Annotated in this window: 21 protein-coding genes and 1 riboswitch; of the genes, 16 read left to right on the top strand and 5 right to left on the bottom strand. The window is 57.8% G+C overall.

Annotation, left to right across the window (positions count from 1 at the left end; translation table 11 throughout):
- Window positions 1-33 precede the first annotated feature (33 nt).
- The gene (locus H6F58_RS13125; protein WP_060702084.1) at window positions 34-885 is read right to left on the bottom strand and encodes an alpha/beta hydrolase; all 852 of its coding nucleotides are present in this window, start codon (window positions 883-885) and stop codon (window positions 34-36) included.
- 367 nt (window positions 886-1,252) lie between these two features.
- Between H6F58_RS13125 and H6F58_RS13120 the strand changes: the two genes are divergently transcribed.
- Window positions 1,253-1,759, top strand: coding sequence for a 2'-5' RNA ligase (locus tag H6F58_RS13120; protein WP_195181925.1), 507 nt, complete (start codon window positions 1,253-1,255; stop codon window positions 1,757-1,759).
- 137 nt (window positions 1,760-1,896) lie between these two features.
- Here H6F58_RS13120 and H6F58_RS13115 read toward each other — a convergent pair whose 3' ends face one another.
- From H6F58_RS13115 to H6F58_RS13105, 3 genes are all read right to left on the bottom strand, one after another.
- Window positions 1,897-2,511, bottom strand: coding sequence for a CDP-alcohol phosphatidyltransferase family protein (locus tag H6F58_RS13115; protein WP_195181924.1), 615 nt, complete (start codon window positions 2,509-2,511; stop codon window positions 1,897-1,899).
- A 102-nt stretch (window positions 2,512-2,613) separates the two neighbouring features.
- Window positions 2,614-3,726, bottom strand: a complete 1,113-nt coding sequence (locus H6F58_RS13110) for a DNA alkylation repair protein (protein ID WP_195181923.1) — start codon at window positions 3,724-3,726, stop codon at window positions 2,614-2,616.
- A gap of 124 nt (window positions 3,727-3,850) precedes the next feature.
- Entirely contained in the window at window positions 3,851-4,147 is a 297-nt protein-coding gene (locus tag H6F58_RS13105) for a hypothetical protein (protein WP_060702080.1), read from the bottom strand.
- 277 nt (window positions 4,148-4,424) lie between these two features.
- On the opposite strand from H6F58_RS13105, the gene H6F58_RS13100 reads away from it, so the two are divergent.
- From H6F58_RS13100 to H6F58_RS13065, 8 genes are all read left to right on the top strand, one after another.
- On the top strand, window positions 4,425-4,955 hold the full coding sequence (locus tag H6F58_RS13100; RefSeq protein WP_195181922.1) for a GNAT family N-acetyltransferase: 531 nt from the start codon (window positions 4,425-4,427) through the stop codon (window positions 4,953-4,955).
- A complete protein-coding gene (locus H6F58_RS13095; protein ID WP_195181921.1) occupies window positions 4,952-5,440 on the top strand; it encodes a GNAT family N-acetyltransferase in 489 nt (162 codons plus the stop codon). Before H6F58_RS13100 ends, H6F58_RS13095 begins: the two co-directional genes overlap by 4 nt.
- Before the next feature lie 83 nt (window positions 5,441-5,523).
- Complete coding sequence (locus H6F58_RS13090; RefSeq protein WP_195181920.1) at window positions 5,524-6,291, top strand: isocitrate lyase/phosphoenolpyruvate mutase family protein; 768 nt, start codon at window positions 5,524-5,526, stop codon at window positions 6,289-6,291.
- Between the two features lie 107 nt (window positions 6,292-6,398).
- Window positions 6,399-7,094 carry a VOC family protein gene (locus H6F58_RS13085; RefSeq protein ID WP_195181919.1) on the top strand — a complete coding sequence of 232 codons (696 nt, stop codon included), beginning with the start codon at window positions 6,399-6,401 and terminating at the stop codon, window positions 7,092-7,094.
- 156 nt (window positions 7,095-7,250) lie between these two features.
- Window positions 7,251-8,045, top strand: coding sequence for an alpha/beta hydrolase (locus tag H6F58_RS13080; protein ID WP_195181918.1), 795 nt, complete (start codon window positions 7,251-7,253; stop codon window positions 8,043-8,045).
- 131 nt (window positions 8,046-8,176) lie between these two features.
- Entirely contained in the window at window positions 8,177-8,638 is a 462-nt protein-coding gene (locus H6F58_RS13075; protein ID WP_195181917.1) for a GNAT family N-acetyltransferase, read from the top strand.
- A gap of 4 nt (window positions 8,639-8,642) precedes the next feature.
- Entirely contained in the window at window positions 8,643-9,074 is a 432-nt protein-coding gene (locus tag H6F58_RS13070) for an OsmC family protein (protein ID WP_060702073.1), read from the top strand.
- 293 nt (window positions 9,075-9,367) lie between these two features.
- Window positions 9,368-10,597, top strand: a complete 1,230-nt coding sequence (locus tag H6F58_RS13065; protein WP_195181916.1) for a mechanosensitive ion channel — start codon at window positions 9,368-9,370, stop codon at window positions 10,595-10,597.
- Window positions 10,598-10,683: 86 nt separating this feature from the next.
- Here H6F58_RS13065 and H6F58_RS13060 read toward each other — a convergent pair whose 3' ends face one another.
- Entirely contained in the window at window positions 10,684-11,646 is a 963-nt protein-coding gene (locus tag H6F58_RS13060; protein WP_195181915.1) for a GNAT family N-acetyltransferase, read from the bottom strand.
- 80 nt (window positions 11,647-11,726) lie between these two features.
- Window positions 11,727-11,832, top strand: a riboswitch (TPP riboswitch).
- Between H6F58_RS13060 and thiO the strand changes: the two genes are divergently transcribed.
- The 7 genes from thiO (at window position 11,830) to H6F58_RS13025 (ending at window position 18,223) form a co-directional block, all read left to right on the top strand.
- On the top strand, window positions 11,830-12,954 hold the full coding sequence (thiO, locus tag H6F58_RS13055) for a glycine oxidase ThiO (protein ID WP_195181914.1): 1,125 nt from the start codon (window positions 11,830-11,832) through the stop codon (window positions 12,952-12,954). It overlaps the preceding riboswitch by 3 nt.
- Window positions 12,951-13,196 carry a sulfur carrier protein ThiS gene (gene thiS / locus H6F58_RS13050; RefSeq protein ID WP_146275532.1) on the top strand — a complete coding sequence of 82 codons (246 nt, stop codon included), beginning with the start codon at window positions 12,951-12,953 and terminating at the stop codon, window positions 13,194-13,196. The genes thiO and thiS overlap by 4 nt, the downstream gene beginning before the upstream one ends.
- A gap of 2 nt (window positions 13,197-13,198) precedes the next feature.
- Window positions 13,199-14,017, top strand: a complete 819-nt coding sequence (locus H6F58_RS13045; RefSeq protein ID WP_146275530.1) for a thiazole synthase — start codon at window positions 13,199-13,201, stop codon at window positions 14,015-14,017.
- Window positions 14,017-15,162 carry a ThiF family adenylyltransferase gene (locus tag H6F58_RS13040; RefSeq protein ID WP_195181913.1) on the top strand — a complete coding sequence of 382 codons (1,146 nt, stop codon included), beginning with the start codon at window positions 14,017-14,019 and terminating at the stop codon, window positions 15,160-15,162. Before H6F58_RS13045 ends, H6F58_RS13040 begins: the two co-directional genes overlap by 1 nt.
- A 46-nt stretch (window positions 15,163-15,208) precedes the next feature.
- Complete coding sequence (locus tag H6F58_RS13035; RefSeq protein WP_195181912.1) at window positions 15,209-15,751, top strand: GNAT family N-acetyltransferase; 543 nt, start codon at window positions 15,209-15,211, stop codon at window positions 15,749-15,751.
- 146 nt (window positions 15,752-15,897) lie between these two features.
- Window positions 15,898-17,805, top strand: a complete 1,908-nt coding sequence (gene typA / locus H6F58_RS13030; protein ID WP_146275524.1) for a translational GTPase TypA — start codon at window positions 15,898-15,900, stop codon at window positions 17,803-17,805.
- Complete coding sequence (locus H6F58_RS13025; protein WP_060702066.1) at window positions 17,786-18,223, top strand: hypothetical protein; 438 nt, start codon at window positions 17,786-17,788, stop codon at window positions 18,221-18,223. The genes typA and H6F58_RS13025 overlap by 20 nt, the downstream gene beginning before the upstream one ends.
- The last annotated feature ends 65 nt before the right edge of the window (window positions 18,224-18,288 follow it).

The following is an 18,288-nucleotide window of genomic DNA, read 5'->3' as shown; positions in this document are numbered from 1 at the left end:
TTGAACAACAATGCCCAAGAGCGTGGCCATTGTCTAGGGCAGGGCGGTCAGCTCAAGCATTGCCTGGGCGACCTGGGAAACCGCTGGCCCAGGAAGCGCAGTAGATGCCTGCTCCAGCACAAGCAATCTGGCCTGGGGAATCTCGCGTGCCAAGGCCTGCCCATTGCCGGCTGGAAAGAACGGGTCCTTGGCTCCGTGGACTACCAGCGTTGATTGCGTGATCTCGCCGAGGCGTTCGCGCCAACGCGGAGTGCAGTCGAGCCGTGAAAAGACCATGCCAAGCTGGTTGGCCATGTGGATGGACGCGGAAGGATCTGGCGTGCGGTCCCAAATGCGCGCTGACAGGCGCCGGGCCTCGTGTGGATCATTGCCCAAGATGCTGGCGGCCTGCGCAGCATGCTCGGCCACTGCCTCGCGATCGGCCCAATCCGGCATCGGGCGAGAAAACAATTGGCCTATGGTGGCTTGGTCATGATCCGGAAGATCGTCATCTACCGGGCCTGGTGCGACAGGCCGTGTCCCATACAGGGTGAGCGCCGAGAACGCTTCGGGATGCTCCAAGGCGGCAACTTGCGCAACCATGCCACCTACACCGATGCCGGCCAGGTGTGCCCGCCGCTGGTCCAAGGCCTGGGCAAGCGATGCAGCATCGTTGGCCAGATCGCGCAAGGTATATGAGGGATTCATCGGGTCCAGCGTTGTCGATTGGCCACTATCTCGCAGGTCGTAGCGGACCACGTGCCGGCCGGAAGAGGACAGCGCTTCGCACAGCGGATCAGGCCACGAGAGCATGGTCGTCCCGCCAACGCATAGCACGAGGGGATCGGCGGGGTCGCCAAAGCTTTCCGCGCCTAGTTGAACACCATTGATTGCATATGTTGCCATGTCTGGAGCACCTCATTGGATGATTGCGAATCTGCGGCTGCCTGGGGTCGTCCGATGTCTTTGGAAGCGGTGCTTCCAAGGCTCATCCTGTCCCTGATCGGCCGCACCGTCAACCAAGGGGCCGCGGCATTCCTTGCACTTTCCGCTCTCCGGGTGCTTGCTATCATCACAGCAGGGGAACCATGAGCCAGCTGCCTTGTTCTCGGCAGCAAATGCGCCGACAGGTTTCCGTGAACGCTGGGCGTAGTTTTGTTCAAGAACTTGCGGCGTGGAATGAAAAGATTGCAAATTACGGTCCCACGGATGAAGGAGCTCGTCAGATGGCCGAAGGACGCTACCGCTGCAATGCGTAGCCGGATGTAGGACGATGAGCAGATCACCTGAGAATATTCTGTTGTACCTGGAAGCGCAGGAAGAAGAGCAGCTTCGGGGAATCTTTGCTGACCTGGAATCGCGTGGATTTCCTAGGCAAAATCAAACTCCGCACATCAGTATCACCTTTGCACCGGAACTATCTGATGAAGTCGCGCTGCGTGCGGCTCAACTGCTTCCAGCGGCCGTTCCGGCTAGTCTTCGACGCGTTGGCACCGTGGTTTTTGGAACCAAGCGCAAGCAGACCGTTGCGTGGCTCATGGAAACCACCGATGACCTTGAAATCGCAGCCAGGGAAATCAGCGCGCTGAATATCCACGGGCGCGGTCCACGGTGGATACCGCACCTCACCATGGGATTGCGGATTCCGAGAGAAATTGTTCCGGACTACGTCAGGGCGCTAGATGAGCTGGGGAGCGAGCATCAGCTGGAGTTCACTGCAGCGCGGGCGGCGTTGTGGAAACCCAAAATCCAGGAATTGACCCTGTTGGCCGGAGAATAATCCAGCAACAGGATCGGATCATTTCGCATCGATGCCCTGTGGCGGTGCAAGCGCGAGTTCAAGATCCGAGCGGCGGACGCTGAAGTGCCTATTCTCGTTCCACATTTCCTGCCGGGGCATGGGCACCGCATAGACCCCTAGGGCTTGGTCTCTTTGCCGGGGCGGTTGGCGGTTCTGGCTTCACTTCGCATGTACCGGAGGTAGCCGAATCCCACCACGATGTGCAGCAGTGCCCCGGCATAGAGGATATAGATGCCTGGAACATAGAAGAGGGAGAGTTGGTCAATCCGTCCGGCCGCGACGAAGGCCAGTCCCAGCATGATCAATGCTGTCCGGAACTTGCCGAGGAGAGTTGAACTTGGCGGTTCGCTCAACCGCAGGAAAAAGTAGGCGCAGAGCAAGACCAAGTCGGTAAAGAAAATCACCACACCGATCCACACTGGGATGAATCCACCGGCAACGAGGGCCACGGCGATAGCGACAATTCCCAGGCGATCAGCTATGGGATCAAGCAGTATGCCCAGGGGCGAGACTTGGGAGAATTTGCGAGCAATAAACCCGTCCACCCAATCGCTGAGCCCAAAGGCCAGCAATAGTACTGCAGTTAACGTCGGACGTGTATCAGAGATCAAAAAAATGCAGATTGGGATGACAAGGAAGAAACGAAGCAGCGTGATCGCGTTCGGGACAGTGGCCCAATCGTTGCGACTTGCTGCTTCCATGGCCACGGTGCGCTCCTTTGCTCCTAACATGAACAATCGTCTACTGGAGGCAAAAATACAAGAGAAGCGCTCGACAAAAACCTGCTCTTCACCGCCAGTTGCCCTCCATGCGCCGATGGCTCGCCAGTGCCGCTAGTCGGTTAAAGCAGCCATCAGCTCAAAGTCTGTTTTTCGGGTAGGCAACCCATTGACTTGAAGGGCCACCGAGTGGGTGCCGGGGTAATAGCGCCGGGTGGTAATCGCCCTGAACGAATGGGACCGATTGATCTCCAATTCTTCGCCGGGGGACAGGGTGCGTGTGGTGAGCTTGAAGACCTTGGCAGTTGTTGATCCGTTGGCCTTGCGGTGGTGCAGCACGTAGTCGATGGCAAGGGGCATTGGCTCAGTGCCGGTGTTGCGCACGGTCGCGCTGAAAGTGACTTCTGCGCCCCATGGCACCTGCGGTTGGGCAATGTGCGGACCGTCGATCTCCACGGTCGGGGTGCCAAAGCCGAGCAATGCCAAGGCTTCAGGATTGCCGCGCTTGACCAGGGTCCGAAGTCCGTGCTTCACCACGGCCAAAGTGGTCGAATCTGAAGCCCGCAACCAACGCTGTGCGGTGTGCAGGACCAGCTCGGGATCGTGGCGGCTCAGATCATTGAGATGATTTGCGACCGAACGTCGAACATACTCGCTTGGATCTCGGTACAGGGCGTCCAAGACTGGAATGGTGAGCGTGGGATTCTTGACGATTTGCGGGACACGAGCAGCCCATGGCAAATACGGGCGGGTTCCCTCACTGGCCAGCCGCCTCACATGCTCATCGGGCGAGGCAGTCCACTGCTGTGCAAAACGCAGGGCTGCCTCAAGGTCGTGCTTGAGCAGGACGCGGATTGCGAATTCTGAGCTCAAGCGAGGGGTGAGCAAGGCCATCATGTCCATTGCATCCTCGAACGCGGTCTGCGTACTTTCACTCGCCGCACGAGTGGCCAGGGCCGAGGTGACCGGCCAGATCATCCAACCGGTGAAGGACGGCGATTCATGTGCTGCTGCCTTGATGACGTCGGCGAGCTGTGAGTAGCTCTCCGGGAAGTCCGCCAGGAGCCCGTCGCGAAGTGCATCTGAGCGTTCCCGCAAACTCAAATCAGGCAGGCTTTTTGTTGCAGCGTTCAGGGAGCTCAAGGCATGCCCAGGGGCAGCGTCCTGCAGCTCGCGGATAAGTTGCTTGGCGACAGGAACGCCAATGAGTTGATCGGCAAATGGCATGAGGCCATTCTTTACCGGAACCCGGCAATGCGCGAATCAACCGAACATGAACTTCAAAATCAATGGGAGCCGCCAGAACAGGCGGCTCCCATTGGAAGCATTTGGGGTTCCCAGCCAGAGTGGGTCAGTTCTGGACGAGGATTTGGAAGCTGACGCTTCCCTGTTCATCAACGGCGGCGTCCAGTACCTTGTCGTCTAGCTCGTCGGCCACTAGTTCATCAAGGTAGACCGGGCTGCCTTCGCCGGAAATAACCGTATCAGTTTCCTCTGGCTCGGGAACGATCTGAATGGCAAATGCTGCTTCCTCAGGCGTGCTGGTCTTTTCTGCCTGGTGGATGCGCAGGCCAGCCTTTTCGGCCTCGGACTGGTTGGTGACGATAGCGGTCACGATGGATGCTGCTTGATCGGTCAGTGCGAGCACGGTGGCTCTCCTTCCGGTTGCGGACATACCAAGGTCAGGGCATGTGGGTGCCACGATTCCAAAAACAACTCAGAATCTCAAACGCGCTTAACAGCAACGAAATATCCTCACAGGTAAGCTGTGGAATCAGATAGGGTCCGGCCCCGAAGCTGGCGCCAGGCTGCGGCGCTTCATCCCCAAACGCCCCGACAAACTAAAGGAATGAGTCATCAAATCTGGATCTGAAGGCCAATACAAGCAAAGACCGGCATCGGCTCCAGCCGGATCCCGGCAAGTTGTGGCCATTGGCCGAAGAGTCGAGCTCGCAGAATTCCTCAGGAGCGATCTTGATGCTGTTCACGCCTACACATCAAATCCCGAGGTCTGCCGCTATAGCACCTGGGGGCCAAACACTCTCGCTGAAACCGAGGAGTTCCTCGCCGACGCGATGGAACGGCAACCCGGACGCATCATGGCGGCAGTGATGGTGGCGGGGAAGGTCATAGGTTCCGCCGCCATTTGGCGAACCGGCGAAACGCAAAAGGCAGGGGCGATGGGCTATACCCTGAACCAGGAATATTGGGGTCAAGGTTTTGCTACTGAAGTTGCAAATTTGCTGCTCAAGCTGGGGTTCGAAAAATTGGGTCTCACCAGGGTTGAAGCCACCTGCGACCCCGGGAATGCTGCCTCCATTCGCGTCATGGAAAAATCTGGATTTAGATTCGTCCAGCGCCGAATGGCCACTGAACCGACCGTTGGAGGAAGGAAAGAGTCACTGGTTTATGCCTTGAAAGCGCCTGAATCCGGTGAAGGGGCAATGGACCAGTGAATCCCAGCGAAATTATTGCGAAGCGTGATGAACCCGTGCCGGAGGACGTTGCACGCCTGCTAGCCAGTGTTCCCGAATGGTTTGCCCAGCCAGAATCCAACGCGCAATACATCCGGGCAGCGAGTTCCAAGGAAACCTGGACAGTTCGCGACACCAAGCAGCAGGTTCTCGCAGTGGCCCTGGTAGATCGCCACTTTCCACAAGCCGTCGAGATTCACCTGATCGTGGTGGATCGGGCGCACCATGGACTAGGAATCGGCAGCGAACTTGTTGCGGCCATTGAGCGCGACGCGCTCGCCGGGAACGTGCGGCTGATCCAGGTCAAGACGCTAGGTGCTTCGCATCCTGATGCCGGCTATGCCAAGACGAGGCGATTCTACGAAAAGCTGGGGTTCCTCTCACTGGAAGAAACGGAGCTTTGGGGAGCTGGGACCCCGTGTTTGATTATGGTCAAGCCGCTAGCCCAGGTGGCTGCATCAGCCTGAGGCTGAAAAATTGCTGTTGACCTGTTGGCAAGTGGTTCAGGCTCCGTAGACTGGGCTCGAACCACTTTCTTCAGGAGGCAGCTTTGTCGGATTTTAAAGAACGTGCCCGGACACTGGCGAACCAGCACGAATCTGGTGATCTTCTCGTCATGCCCACAGTGTGGGATACCTTCAGTGCCGCATTGGCCGCCGATGCCGGGTTTGCCAGCTTGACGATTGGCAGCCATCCGGTCGCAGATTCCATCGGGAGTGCTGATGGGGAAAAGATGGATTTTGCCGACTACCTTGCTGTAGTCCAGCGCATCACCTCGGCCGTGGACGTGCCCGTGAGCGCAGACGTGGAATCCGGATATGGCCTGAGCCCGCAAGAATTGTTCGAGCGTGTATTCGCGGCAGGTGCGGTGGGGGTCAATATTGAAGATGTCGTGCACAGGGAGGGCAAACGCGTGCGTGCCCGCCAAGAACATGCAGACTACATCCATGGCGTTCGAGCAGCCGCGGATGCAGCCGGTGTGGATTTTGTGATCAATGGGCGCACCGACGCAGTGAAACTCACCGAGCACTTCGCTGACCCATTGGCTGAAGCTATAGAGCGAATCAAGCTGCTTGAACAAGCCGGTGCCCGCAGCGTTTACCCGGTGGCCCTCTCAACAGCAGATCAGGTGGAACAAGCAGTGCAAGCTGTCTCGATTCCCGTGAATGTCACGGCTCACCCGGTCACAGCACACGCCGCCGGGGACCTTTCGGCTTTGCGCAAACTTGGCGTGCGGCGTGTGAGTTTCGGGCCGCTATGGCAAAAATGGCTGGCCGAAGTTTCTTCCCAGCAGCTCAGCGCGTGGCGCCCGAGCTAGAGAATAGTCACCGCTGGATTTGGTCCCGCCGCAATGAAGTTGGGTGCGGCGGGCCAATAGGCCGCTGGAAAGGTGCCAGCTGCCGGCACAAGAATGAGTGAGGCTAGATGTACTGGGAGAACCTGGTTTTTGATGCTGCGATGCCACACGAGCAGGGCAAGTATTGGGAAGAACTGCTGGATACCGAAACCTTTACGGACAACGAAGGAGGGCTAGAAACCCGGCTTCAATTTTCCGGCGGACGATATCTGGATTTATGTTTTCCCACGGTCAGCGATCCCGAACCCGCTTCACAACGTGTCTTTCCGGTATTAGCTTCCAGCAGCCGTATCGCATCATCGGATGCTGGCAAGAAGAATCCGCCTCGCGAAGAGCGCAATGACATCGCAGGCCGGCAGTACTTCGTCCTGAATGGCTCTGCCGAAAGAGCGCGTCCGCTGAATTTATTCGCCGTGGAATTGCGCAGCGCCAATCCAGAACGCGACGCGCAGTTTTGGGCAAATCTCACCGGTTTCCGCACCGATTCCCAGGACCCGACCGTTCTGGTGCACCCTAGCGGTACCGGAGCGCTAATCAGGCTAGTTCCCGAAATGCAGCCTAAAACCGCAGCCAAGTCTTCGGTCCATCTCGATCTGCGGCTGGAGCCGGGAGATGACCCCAATCAGATTGTGGAAATGGTTCAAGAACAGGGTGGAACTGAACTCGATCACAAATGGGGCGAGGTTCCCTGGCGAGTATTTTTGGATCCGTCGGGAAACGAATTCTGCATCTTGCCTGCCCCTGCCGCCAACAGCCAGCCATAGCAGATTGCCAAAAATCCATGTCGCTGCCGGGCAAGAGTAGCGAGAGGTTGAGAACCACGCGTATTGGAAGGGCCAGGACCACCAATTGAATGCTTGGCCACGGTCCTGTCCCAGCAAGCCTGGACCAGCACCGACGAAGGAAATGAGCGACACCCGATGCACGAGATCCACGGCAGTGGTTTACCGCTATTCATGATTCACGGTAATGGTGTCGATCACCGGATCCTGTTGCCGCTGGACGGGGCGCTCGCCGAAAGCGGGATCTTCGAACGCCACTACATCGACTTGCCTGGCTTCGGGGAAAGCGATCCACTTTCCAATGCTGGAGGACTTCCTGAGCTCGCGGTTTGGCTGGAGAGCGAAATTCATTCCATCATCGGCGATGGGCCGTTCGCTGTACTGGGCAATTCAATGGGCGGGCTCCTATGCCAAGAGATCGCTGACAGATTTGAGGATGCTGTGCAAGGGATATTCCTCATTGCTCCGGCGGTGTACCCGGATAGCGAGCAGCGGACGCTTCCAGAACGTGCTGTCGCAATCCACGATCAGGAATTGTTTCTGTCCCTGAGCAAGAGAGACGCTGAGCTATTCGCCGATGTTGCCGTCATCCAAACTCGGGATGCATGGGAAGAATTCTCGAAATGGGTTCTGCCCGGAGTTTTGTCGGCTAATTTGAGGGCCATGGCCAAACTTGCCAAGCGCTATTTCCTTGAACCGCTGCCGCTTCATCGGGAGAATCAACTCTCCATTCCAGTCTCAATCGTCTGCGGCAGGGATGATCATGTCACCGGATTCGAAGATCCTCAACGATTAACATTGCGCTACCCGGATTTGCATTTAAAGATTATTGAATCGGCTGGGCACAACGTGCATATTGAGCAACCGGCGCTAGTGGCGCACGAAATTCGGGCTTGGGCAGAACGAGTCCAGCGTTTGCCTTTGTCGAAGTAGCAGCCTGGATTATCTCTGTCTACCACTACTAATCCGATTGATTCTTGAAAATAGTTGTTGAGTAAAGTCTGATCTGGGATTAGATTTCCTTCAAGCATGGTGGTTAGTTGTTCGAAAGCAGGAATCAGCTCATGGAAGACTCGATTGTCCTTCGCGAATGGACGAGCATCGATGAAGTTCCGGACTTGTTAGATGTCTGGAAAAGCTCTGTTGAATGCCGCCTTGATTTCCTCTCGGCACATGACCTCGATGCCGTAGCCACGGCTCTGGAATCCATATATTCGCAAACTTTGCACGTGCGAATTGCCCAACAAGGCGATCAGATTCAGGGTTTCGCCGCTTGGAATGATTCGGAAATTGAAATTCTTTGGGTGAGGCATGCTGATCGCCACCATGGAGTGGGCAGATTGCTCCTGAGCCACATCATCGAACACAGCCCGGAAGCTGGCGTTCATTTGGACGCGCAACGGACACTTGCCATTGAATTTTTCCAAAACTGCGGGTTCCGGCAGGTGCCAATTGCCGTTCAAGAGTCTTCACCGCGGCTTTTATGGCGGTATGACTTCTCACGAGTGGATAACGTGGCACGATAGTTTCATGAGTGAAAACAGCCGAGAAATTCGCGAAGTTATTGTTCAGCGCACCGAATCGAGCAAGTACACAGCCACCAGCCTTGCAACAGGGGCAAGCGTTGAATTTGGCCAGGGTGATGGACTGCTGACACCGGTGGAGCTGATGCTCGCAGCTATTGCCGGCTGCTCGTCAATCGATGTAGATGTAGCGACGACTCGTCGCAGCGAACCAGAGAAATTTGATGTGCGCGCCAGCGGCTACAAGATTTCCGAAGACGGTGCCAGCCGCATGGATGACATTCATCTCGGGTTCGATTTGAAATTCCCTGATACTGAAGAGGGACGCAAAGCAGCCAGCATGGTCGAGCGAATCGTGAAGTTGTCGCACGATAAATACTGCACTGTCTCACGCACGGTCGAACTCGGGGCTTCGGTCGTCAGCGAAGTAGTTGAATAAATAGTTAAAGCTCAACTTTTCTACTCGTGAGCTAGCGCTGGAACGTAGAAACTACAAGTCACTCCAAGGAAATTCACGGAATAGACGATTTGGGAACTTTCGAATTTTTTGCATTTCAGTAGTGTTTGAAATCACTTTCTGCGGTTTTAGTTGAATCCTTGTCTGGAAGATGCGGTTTTCGCAGTTGGAGCTGTGTAACTCCAATGAATCAGGCTATAAAATCAACTCTTTACCCTAGTCAGAGCTGTTCCTTCATCGTAGGGTCGTGGTGTCCCTACGTTGAAGGAGCAGACATGCAAACTGAGAACGTCTTAGGCAACATCGACTGGGCGTCAATGCTACAAAAGGTAGCCATTGCGCTAGTCATTCTCATCATTACGTGGCTTGTGGCGCGAATAGTTCGCTGGGCTGCAGCCAAGCTAGTGACCAGGGTGAAATTCCTGCAGAAGCAGGGAAACGACGGAGCTCAAATAGGCCAATCTCTTGGCAAGGTCGCTGGACTGATTGTTTGGCTTTTTGGCCTCGTGGCAATCCTTCAGGTCTTTGCACTTTCTGAAGTTCTTACGCCAGTTCAGGGCCTGCTCGGCGGAGTCATGGCATTCATCCCGAACCTCATCGGCGCCGGCTTTATCTTCTTCATTGGCTACGTCATCGCAAACATTGTTCGTCAGCTATTGACCACTGGCCTGGGAACTGTCGACTTCAGCGGACTAGTCCGCAAGCTGACTCCAGGCGATGAGCCGGTAGATGAAGTCCAGTCTCGCGAGGCCCAAGCAAAGATCGTCGATATCATCGCGAATATCGTCTTCGCCCTGATCCTTCTGGTTGTTGCCATATCTGCACTGCAGGTCCTGGGAATCGCGGCCATTTCGCAGCCTGCTGAGCAAATGCTTCAGCTGGTCTTCACCGCCATCCCACAGGTCATCATGGCACTGGTGCTGTTGGCAGTTGGCTTCCTGATTGCAAAGTTTGTTGGACAGCTGCTGGAGTCTACCCTCCACGGTGTAAGCACTGATCGCGTCGTTGCCGGCTGGGGCGTTGTTCCAGAAGGCAAGAGCGCATCGGGCATCATTGCCGGCATCGTGAAGATTGCTATCGTGCTGTTCTTCGGCGTGATGGCAGCACAGATGCTGAACTTCCCGGCTATCACCAATATCCTCAATGAGATTCTGGAACTGGGTGGCAAGATCCTCTTCGGTGCAGCAATCGTTGCCGCAGGCTTCGTCGTCGCTAACGTGATCGGCAAGTTCATGGGCGACACCACTGCGTCGAAGATTATCCGCTACACGGCCATTGCGCTGTTCGTTGCAATGGGCCTGAAATACATGGGCATTGCGGACTCGATCATCAACATGGCCTTCGGCGCAATTGTCATCGGCGCAGCCCTGGCAGCGGCCCTGGCCTTCGGGCTTGGCGGCCGCGAAGCAGCAGCTCGCACCCTGAACAAGATCGATACCGACAAGCTGAGCTCCAACGGCCCGGATTCGGCACCACCGGCACCGCCGGCGTCGCCAGGCATATAAACATCCCGAACAGAACCTAAGGGGACGTCAGGAGCGTCGCGGAATCCACCGAGGATTCCGCGGCGTTTCTGTGTCTGGGCCCAGCCCTAGGGCAGGCGAAGTGGCAGCGGAGCTACAGCGCCGGGCAAATCAGTTCTTAGCCGGGCGTAGGTGTAGACGTCGATGCGTTCACCATCGACGAGGAATTTGCCCCGCTCGGTTCCTTCACGCAGAAAACCATTGTTCTCGGCCACGCTGCGTGAACCGGGATTATTGGCCCGCAGGCCAAGCTCCAAGCGGTAGAAATCAAGATCATCAAAAAGATAATTCGCCAGTGTGGCAACTGCCCTCGTAGTGAGCGAACGACCGCGATACTCCTTATGCATCCAGTACCAAATCCAAGCATTGGCATTTGAATGATCCAGCGTCCCGCAAACAAGCCCGATCAACCGGTCATTGGCAGTGATCGCCAACGGGAATTGGCTTTGTTCGCCGTTCAACAGGGCATCTACGTAGGCCCGTGCTTTTGCCGGCGTATCGGCATCGCCTTGGCGCCGCATATCCGGATGGGAAATGAACGCCTCGTATACGGAGCCCGCGTCCAACGCGCTGAGCTGCCTCACGCTGAATTCCTCGGCAACGCCTGTTGCCCGGACGCTGCCAGGCCCTGCAGGCTTGCTTCCGCCGTGGCCTGTGAGCGTGCCTTGGTGAAACAGCATCTGCCACTTGCCTTGCTCGCGGAACCATAATGAGCTGCGAAGTGCCGGGCGATGGCCGCTGGCCTTCCAGCGCAATTGGATGAGGTTTTCTGATAGTCGGATGGCCAAGGGCTTGCTAAAGCGCAACCGCTCAGCGGAAGGATCTTCAGTGGCCAGCAATTCCATGACTTGATCCCTGTCGTACGTTCTTCCGCTTGCGCCGATTTCGAAGAAGTTCTCATGCAGGATTTCGCCAAGCAATTTTCGGTTGCCACGCAGCGAGGCACTGAGAAGCTGCTGTTCCAGACCGGCAACCGCTCTGAATAGTTGAGAATCGACGGGCAATTCTGAGGGATATTCCTGTTGCGCCATGCCGGTAAGTACATCACAAAAGATGACGGAACTAAGTCAACTGCAGTTCGCTTTTCAGGGCTGCCTCATGCTTATAATCGCAAATACTCCGCGGGAGCCTGAAACCGACCAGGCTGAGAGGGCACTGAGCCGACCGCTACACCTGATGCGGGTCATGCCGCCGTAGGAAGGAAGCGTGCCACTGTGCATGTCAACATTGTTGGCTCCGGAATCATCGGCCTAGCCACCGCATTCGAGCTCAGTTCACGCGGCCACACCATCACCATCATCGACCCGGCACCTGGCCAGGGCGCCAGCTACGCAGCGGCCGGGATGCTGGCCCCAGCTGCCGAAACCGTCTGGGGCCAAGGCCCCCTGCACCAGTTGCTGTCCGCATCCAGCGCCCGCTACCCCCAGTTCGTTGATCGCCTGGAAGCGGCCACGGGCGTGCGTCCCGACTACCTGCAAAGCTCAACCCTGGTCGTCGCGGCAGAACCTGCCGACCGCGAAGCGCTCCACGATCTCGTGGAGCTGCAGAGCTCATTGGGATTGTCCGCCGAAAAACTGCTGCCGAGCCAAGCCAGGTCCTTGGAACCAGCCTTGGCCAGCAATATTTCCGGGGCGGTGCTCTGCGCTGAGGACCACCAGATCGATCCCCGTTCCGTCGTGCGCATCCTGCTCCAGCACTTCCACAATGACCTGGTCCATGAGCAGGCCGAAGAGCTGATCACCGAAGGATCACGCACCAGCGCCGTTCGCACGGCCACAGGAAAAGTTTTCGCAGCCGATCAAACCATTATCGCCACCGCGCTGGGCACGGTGAAGGGGCTGGGCAAGCTGCCATTGCGCCCGGTGCACGGCGACATCCTGCGGATTCAAAGCCCGCCAGGCCCCGCCCTGCTGACCAGGATTATTCGAGGCATTGTCCACCGGCAGAACGTGTATCTGGTTCCGCGCAAGGACGGCAGCCTCGTGCTCGGCGCCAGCGTTCGGGAAGACCAGAACCCGGAAGTCAATGTGGGCGCCATGTACAACTTGCTCGACAACGCCCGCAGGCTTGTCCCGGGAATTATCGACTGCTCGCTGAACGAAGTCATCGCAAGGCCAAGGCCGGCAACCGCCGATGACCGCCCGCTGATCGGGCGCATTGACCCGGGGCTGGTGCTCTCCACTGGCTATTCGCGCCATGGGGTGCTGCTCAGCCCCTTGGGATCCGAACTGACTGCGGATCTCGCTGAAAACAACAAAAGAAATCCACTGTTGAATGACGTTGATCCGCAACGTTTTCCAACACTTTCCGCAACCGCCGCACTGGAGGCCCTCGGATGACATCGATCAACATCATTTTTAATTCCCAGCAAGTTCAGCTGGAGGCCGGTACCAGCCTGCGCGAATTCATCAGCGCGCAAATCGGCAAGGAACTCGACGCAGATTCAAAAGCAGTCGACGGCAGCAAGCTGGGGGTGGCCGCGGCCGTGAACGGCGCAGTCGTTCCCCGCAGCAGCTGGAACAGCAAAGCTCTTGAAGACGGGCACAGCATAGAACTCGTTACGGCAGCCCAGGGAGGCTAAGCATGGAATCGCAAGAATTCACCGAGCTGGATCTCAACAACGATCCTTTTGTCGTCGCCGGGCGCACCCTTTCCTCGCGGCTTATCCTGGGCACCGGAGGGGCCACCTCATTAACCACGCTGGATAGCGCGCTCACCATTTCTGGCACGGAATTGACCACCGTTGCCATCCGCCATTTCTCTGCTGCCGGGGCAGGCAATGTCTATGAGCTGCTCCAGCGCAACAACGTCATTCCTTTGCCTAATACCGCAGGGTGTTTCACCGCCCGTGATGCGGTACTGACCGCGCAGCTGGCCCGTGAAGCGCTGGAAACGGACTGGATCAAACTTGAAGTGATTGCCGACGAGCACACCTTGCTGCCAGATCCGCTGGAACTGTACTCGGCAACCGAGCAGCTTGTGGCCGATGGATTCCAGGTCTTCGCCTACACCAATGATGACCCTGCACTGGCGCAGCGGCTCCAGGATGCCGGCGTGGCAGCTATCATGCCTGCTGGCGCTCCGATCGGTTCAGGTCTGGGAATTTTGAACCCGCACAATATTTCCACCATTGTTTCCCGTGCCAATGTTCCGGTGATCCTGGATGCCGGGGTGGGAACAGCCTCCGACGCGGCGCTGGCCATGGAACTAGGCTGCGATGCCGTGCTGCTGGCCAGCGCAGTGACTCGCGCGCATAACGCTCCGCTGATGGCCGCGGCCATGAGGGACGCTGTGCGAGCTGGCCGCGCGGCCCGTTTGGCCGGCAGGATTCCACGACGCGATACCGCACTTGCTTCCTCGCCCGCACAGGGAATGATGCAAACCTTGGTCGGGGAATTCTAATGCTGCGCCAACCGCTCTGCGAACCTGCTTCAGGGATCGATCCGGGGCAGCTGGCCCGCTATTCACGGCATCTGACCCTGCCCGGGGTAGGCGAAGAGGGCCAACGGCGCATCATCAACGCCAAGGTCCTGATTATTGGCGCCGGGGGACTGGGCAGTCCCATCGCCAGTTATCTGATTGCCGCCGGAGTAGGCCGGATCGGCGTACTCGATGATGACTCGATAGAGCTGTCGAACTTGCAGCGCCAGATCATGCATCGCGAATCCGATGTCGGCCGGCCAAAAGTCGATTCCGTGCAGAGGCTGGCCGCCGAACACAACAGCACTGTCGTCATTGACCCGCTCAACCAGCGGCTCAGCGAAGACAACGCCCTGGAGCTTTTCGCCGCCTACGACCTTGTCATTGATGGCAGCGACAACTTCTCCACGAGATACCTCGCCTCCGACGCTGCCGAAATCACCGGGACCCCGCTGGTGTGGGGCACGCTCTTCCAGTTTTCGGGCCAGGTATCGGTTTTTGACCCGCGAACCGGCCCGATGCTGCGGGATATCTTCCCGGAAATCCCGGATGCTGATTCGGTTCCGAGCTGCTCCGAAGGCGGTGTCTTCGGAGCACTATGCGGAGTGGTGGGTTCGGTAATGAGCACCGAAGCGCTCAAGCTGATTACAGGTATTGGCCTCACGCTCAGCGGCAAGCTCTGGCTCTACGATGCCTTGGCTGCCAGTGTCCGGTCCTTGGAATTTGTCGCCGACCCGCAGCGCGAGCGAGTCGTCCAGCTGGGCCAGTACCAGCCGGTGGCTTGCGCCGTTGAAGAACCTTGCGCCAGCCTGGGCGTGCATGAGCTGGCTGCCATGCAACGGGACAACGAGGTGCTCGTCGTTGATGTGCGCGAGTCGTGGGAGCGTGACATCATCGCGATTCCCCACAGCATTCATGTGCCATTGGACCGATTGCTGGCCGGAGAGCATGCGCTAATACCACGCGATGCCGGCATCATCGTGATGGTTTGCAAGAGCGGTGTCCGCTCCCGAAAGGCCGCCAGCCATATGTCGCGGCAACAGACGGGAACCGGCACGGTTTACAGCCTGGATGGCGGGACAGTGCAGTGGTTCGCAGAAATCGAGGGGCAGGAAATCGCCTACTAGCCGGAGGCTGGGCTGGCAAGGATTTGTGCACTGGCATAATGGCTTCATGACCCTTTCAGCCGCACTCGAATTCCGCGAACTAGCTAGTCAAGACGAGCAGCAGGCCATCGACGCCCATTGGGCCATGCTGGACGACGATTTCGAATTCTTGCCGACGTGGTCTGCTGATGAGCTGTGGGAGGACTACACCTACCGGATGAGCGCAGGACGCCGCGGCGAGCATATCCCTCAGGGCTGGGTGCGCTCGGCGCTCTTTGGCGCTTTCGATGACGGCGAACTGGTAGGGCGTGTCTCGGTGAGATACGAGCTTAACGATTTCTTGCTTCAAAATGGCGGGCACATCGGCTACGGAGTTCTTTCCGAGCACCGCCGCCGTGGGTTGGCAACTGCGCTTTGCCAGTTTGGCCTGCGCGAAGTCCAGGAGGCGGGCGTGTCGAGCGCGCTGGTTACCTGCGAGGGCACGAATCTCGGTTCCATCGCGACGATACTAAAGTGCGGGGGAGTTCCAGACTCGCAGGTTCCCTACCTGGAAGCAGCCGACGGATCCAAGACCCTGCGCTACTGGATTTCCACCCAATCCACCCCATGATTTTCCGCGACTTTACGTGAAATTCTTGTATGTTCTGACACAGAGCGCCGGAGTATTTGCTGGAACAGCGTAAACTTGTTTGTTGGGTCGACTTTGGCCCCGACTCCTTAGACCCAAAATCCTCGAGCGGAAGTGAGCCTTCACGCATGTCAGCTAACACCATTAGTCGCGACGAACTTCGCAATGTAGCCATCGTTGCACACGTTGACCACGGCAAGACCACCCTGGTCAACGCAATGCTCCAGCAGACCGGCGCATTCGACAGCCATGGTGAAACCGAAGATCGCGTGATGGACTCCGGCGAGCTGGAACGCGAGAAGGGCATCACCATTCTTGCCAAGAACACCACCGTGTTCTACAACGGCCCAGCTGCTGACGGCAAGAACATGACCATCAACGTCATCGACACCCCGGGTCACGCTGACTTCGGTGGCGAGGTCGAGCGCGGCCTGTCCATGGTGGACGGCGTGGTTCTGCTCGTTGATGCTTCTGAAGGCCCACTGCCACAGACCCGCTTCGTGCTGCGCAAGGCCCTGAGCGCCAACCTGCCAGTCATCATCGTGGTCAACAAGACCGACCGCCCGGACTCCCGCATCGATGGCGTCATCTCGGACTCCATGGACCTGCTGCTGGGCCTGGCATCGGACCTGGCTGATGAAGCTCCAGACCTGGATCTGGACGCCATCTTGAATGTCCCTGTGGTCTTCGCATCGGGCAAGGCCGGTTACGCTTCGATGAACCAGCCAGCTGATGGCACCTTGCCAGACAATGAAGATCTCGAGCCGCTGTTCGAGACCATCATCAAGCACGTTCCTGCTCCGACCTACGAAGAGGGCGAAGTTCTGCAGGCACACGTCACCAACCTTGACGCATCGCCATTCCTCGGCCGTCTGGCCCTGCTGCGCATGATCAACGGAACCCTGCGCAAGGGCCAGCAGGTTAACTGGGCCCGCCAGGACGGCACCATGAAGCAGGTGAAGATCACCGAGCTTCTGGCTACCAAGGGTCTGCAGCGTGTTCCAGCTGAAGAAGCTGGACCAGGCGAGATCGTCGCAGTGGCCGGTATCGAGGACATCATGATTGGTGAAACCCTCACCGACTTGGAGAACCCAAAGCCGCTGCCACTGATCACCGTTGATCCACCAGCAATTTCGATGACCATCGGTATCAACACCTCGCCACTTGCTGGCAAGGTCAAGGGCGCCAAGGTCACCGCACGCCAGGTCAAGGACCGCCTTGACAAGGAACTGATCGGTAACGTTTCGCTGAACATCCTGCCTACCGAGCGTCCGGACGCTTGGGAAGTCCAGGGCCGTGGCGAATTGGCACTGGCTATCCTCGTTGAGCAGATGCGTCGCGAAGGCTTCGAGCTGACCGTTGGCAAGCCACAGGTAGTGACCAAGATGGTTGACGGCAAGGTCCACGAGCCAATGGAGCACATGATCATTGACGTGCCCGAAGAGTACCTGGGTGCCATCACCCAGCTGATGGCTTCGCGCAAGGGCCGCATGACCAACATGGCCAACCACGGCACCGGCTGGGTTCGCATGGAATTCATGGTTCCTGCACGTGGCCTGATCGGCTTCCGTACCCGCTTCCTGACCGAAACCCGTGGCGCAGGCATCGCTTCGTCGCTGGCTGAAGGCTACGAGCCATGGGCAGGTGCCATCGAATACCGCATCAACGGTTCGATTGTTGCCGACCGCGCTGGCGTTGTGACTCCATTCGCAATGATCAACCTGCAGGAGCGCATGAGCTTCTTCGTGAAGCCAACCGAAGAGGTTTACGAGGGCATGATCGTTGGCGAGAACTCGCGCGCCGATGACATGGACGTGAACATCACCAAGGAAAAGAAGCTCACCAACATGCGTGCTGCTTCCTCGGACAGCTTCGAGAACCTGACCCCGCCACAGACTCTGACCCTGGAAGAGTCCCTGGAATTCGCTCGCGAAGACGAGTGCGTTGAGGTTACCCCGGAAGCTATCCGTATCCGTAAGGTGCTGCTGAACGCCAATGACCGTGCCAAGGCAACCCGTGCACGCGCTCGCGCCTAATCAGCGAAAAAACCAGGGCAGCAACCTCTCGGCGCTGTGGCGCGGAGCTGTTGCCGCCTTGGTAGCAGGACTGTTCGGCACTGCTATCCACGCCTCCATCAGCTACGCCGGAAACGACGTGCCGCTGGTGTGGGGCGTCGCAGTAGCCTGGCTGCTGCTTGGCCTGCTGGTGTACTGGGCTGCGGTGTCCTCAGGGAAACTGTGGTCCGGGGCGCTGGCGCTGATCGGCTGCTACGTCTGCGTGGGATTGATATCCTACGTCGGCAATGACCAGCTGATCCTCGGCATGCAGTACTACCAATACCTCCCCGGACCGGCGCTGGCTTCGGCCCTGTGGATGTATGGGATGATCATTCCTGCGATCATCGGCCTGGTGCTGGCCCTGCGAGCTATTCGCAAACAGCATCGCCCGGACTAAACACCGAAGGCGCACTTCCCGCGATTGGGAAGTGCGCCTTCGCTGGTTAACGCCAAGTGCAAAGA

This window comes from Glutamicibacter sp. FBE19 (genome assembly GCF_015524875.1).
GTDB classification, from domain to species: domain Bacteria; phylum Actinomycetota; class Actinomycetes; order Actinomycetales; family Micrococcaceae; genus Glutamicibacter; species Glutamicibacter halophytocola.
The sequence above is the reverse complement of the archived record's forward strand: the minus strand, read 5'-3'. Positions and strand labels throughout refer to the sequence as shown.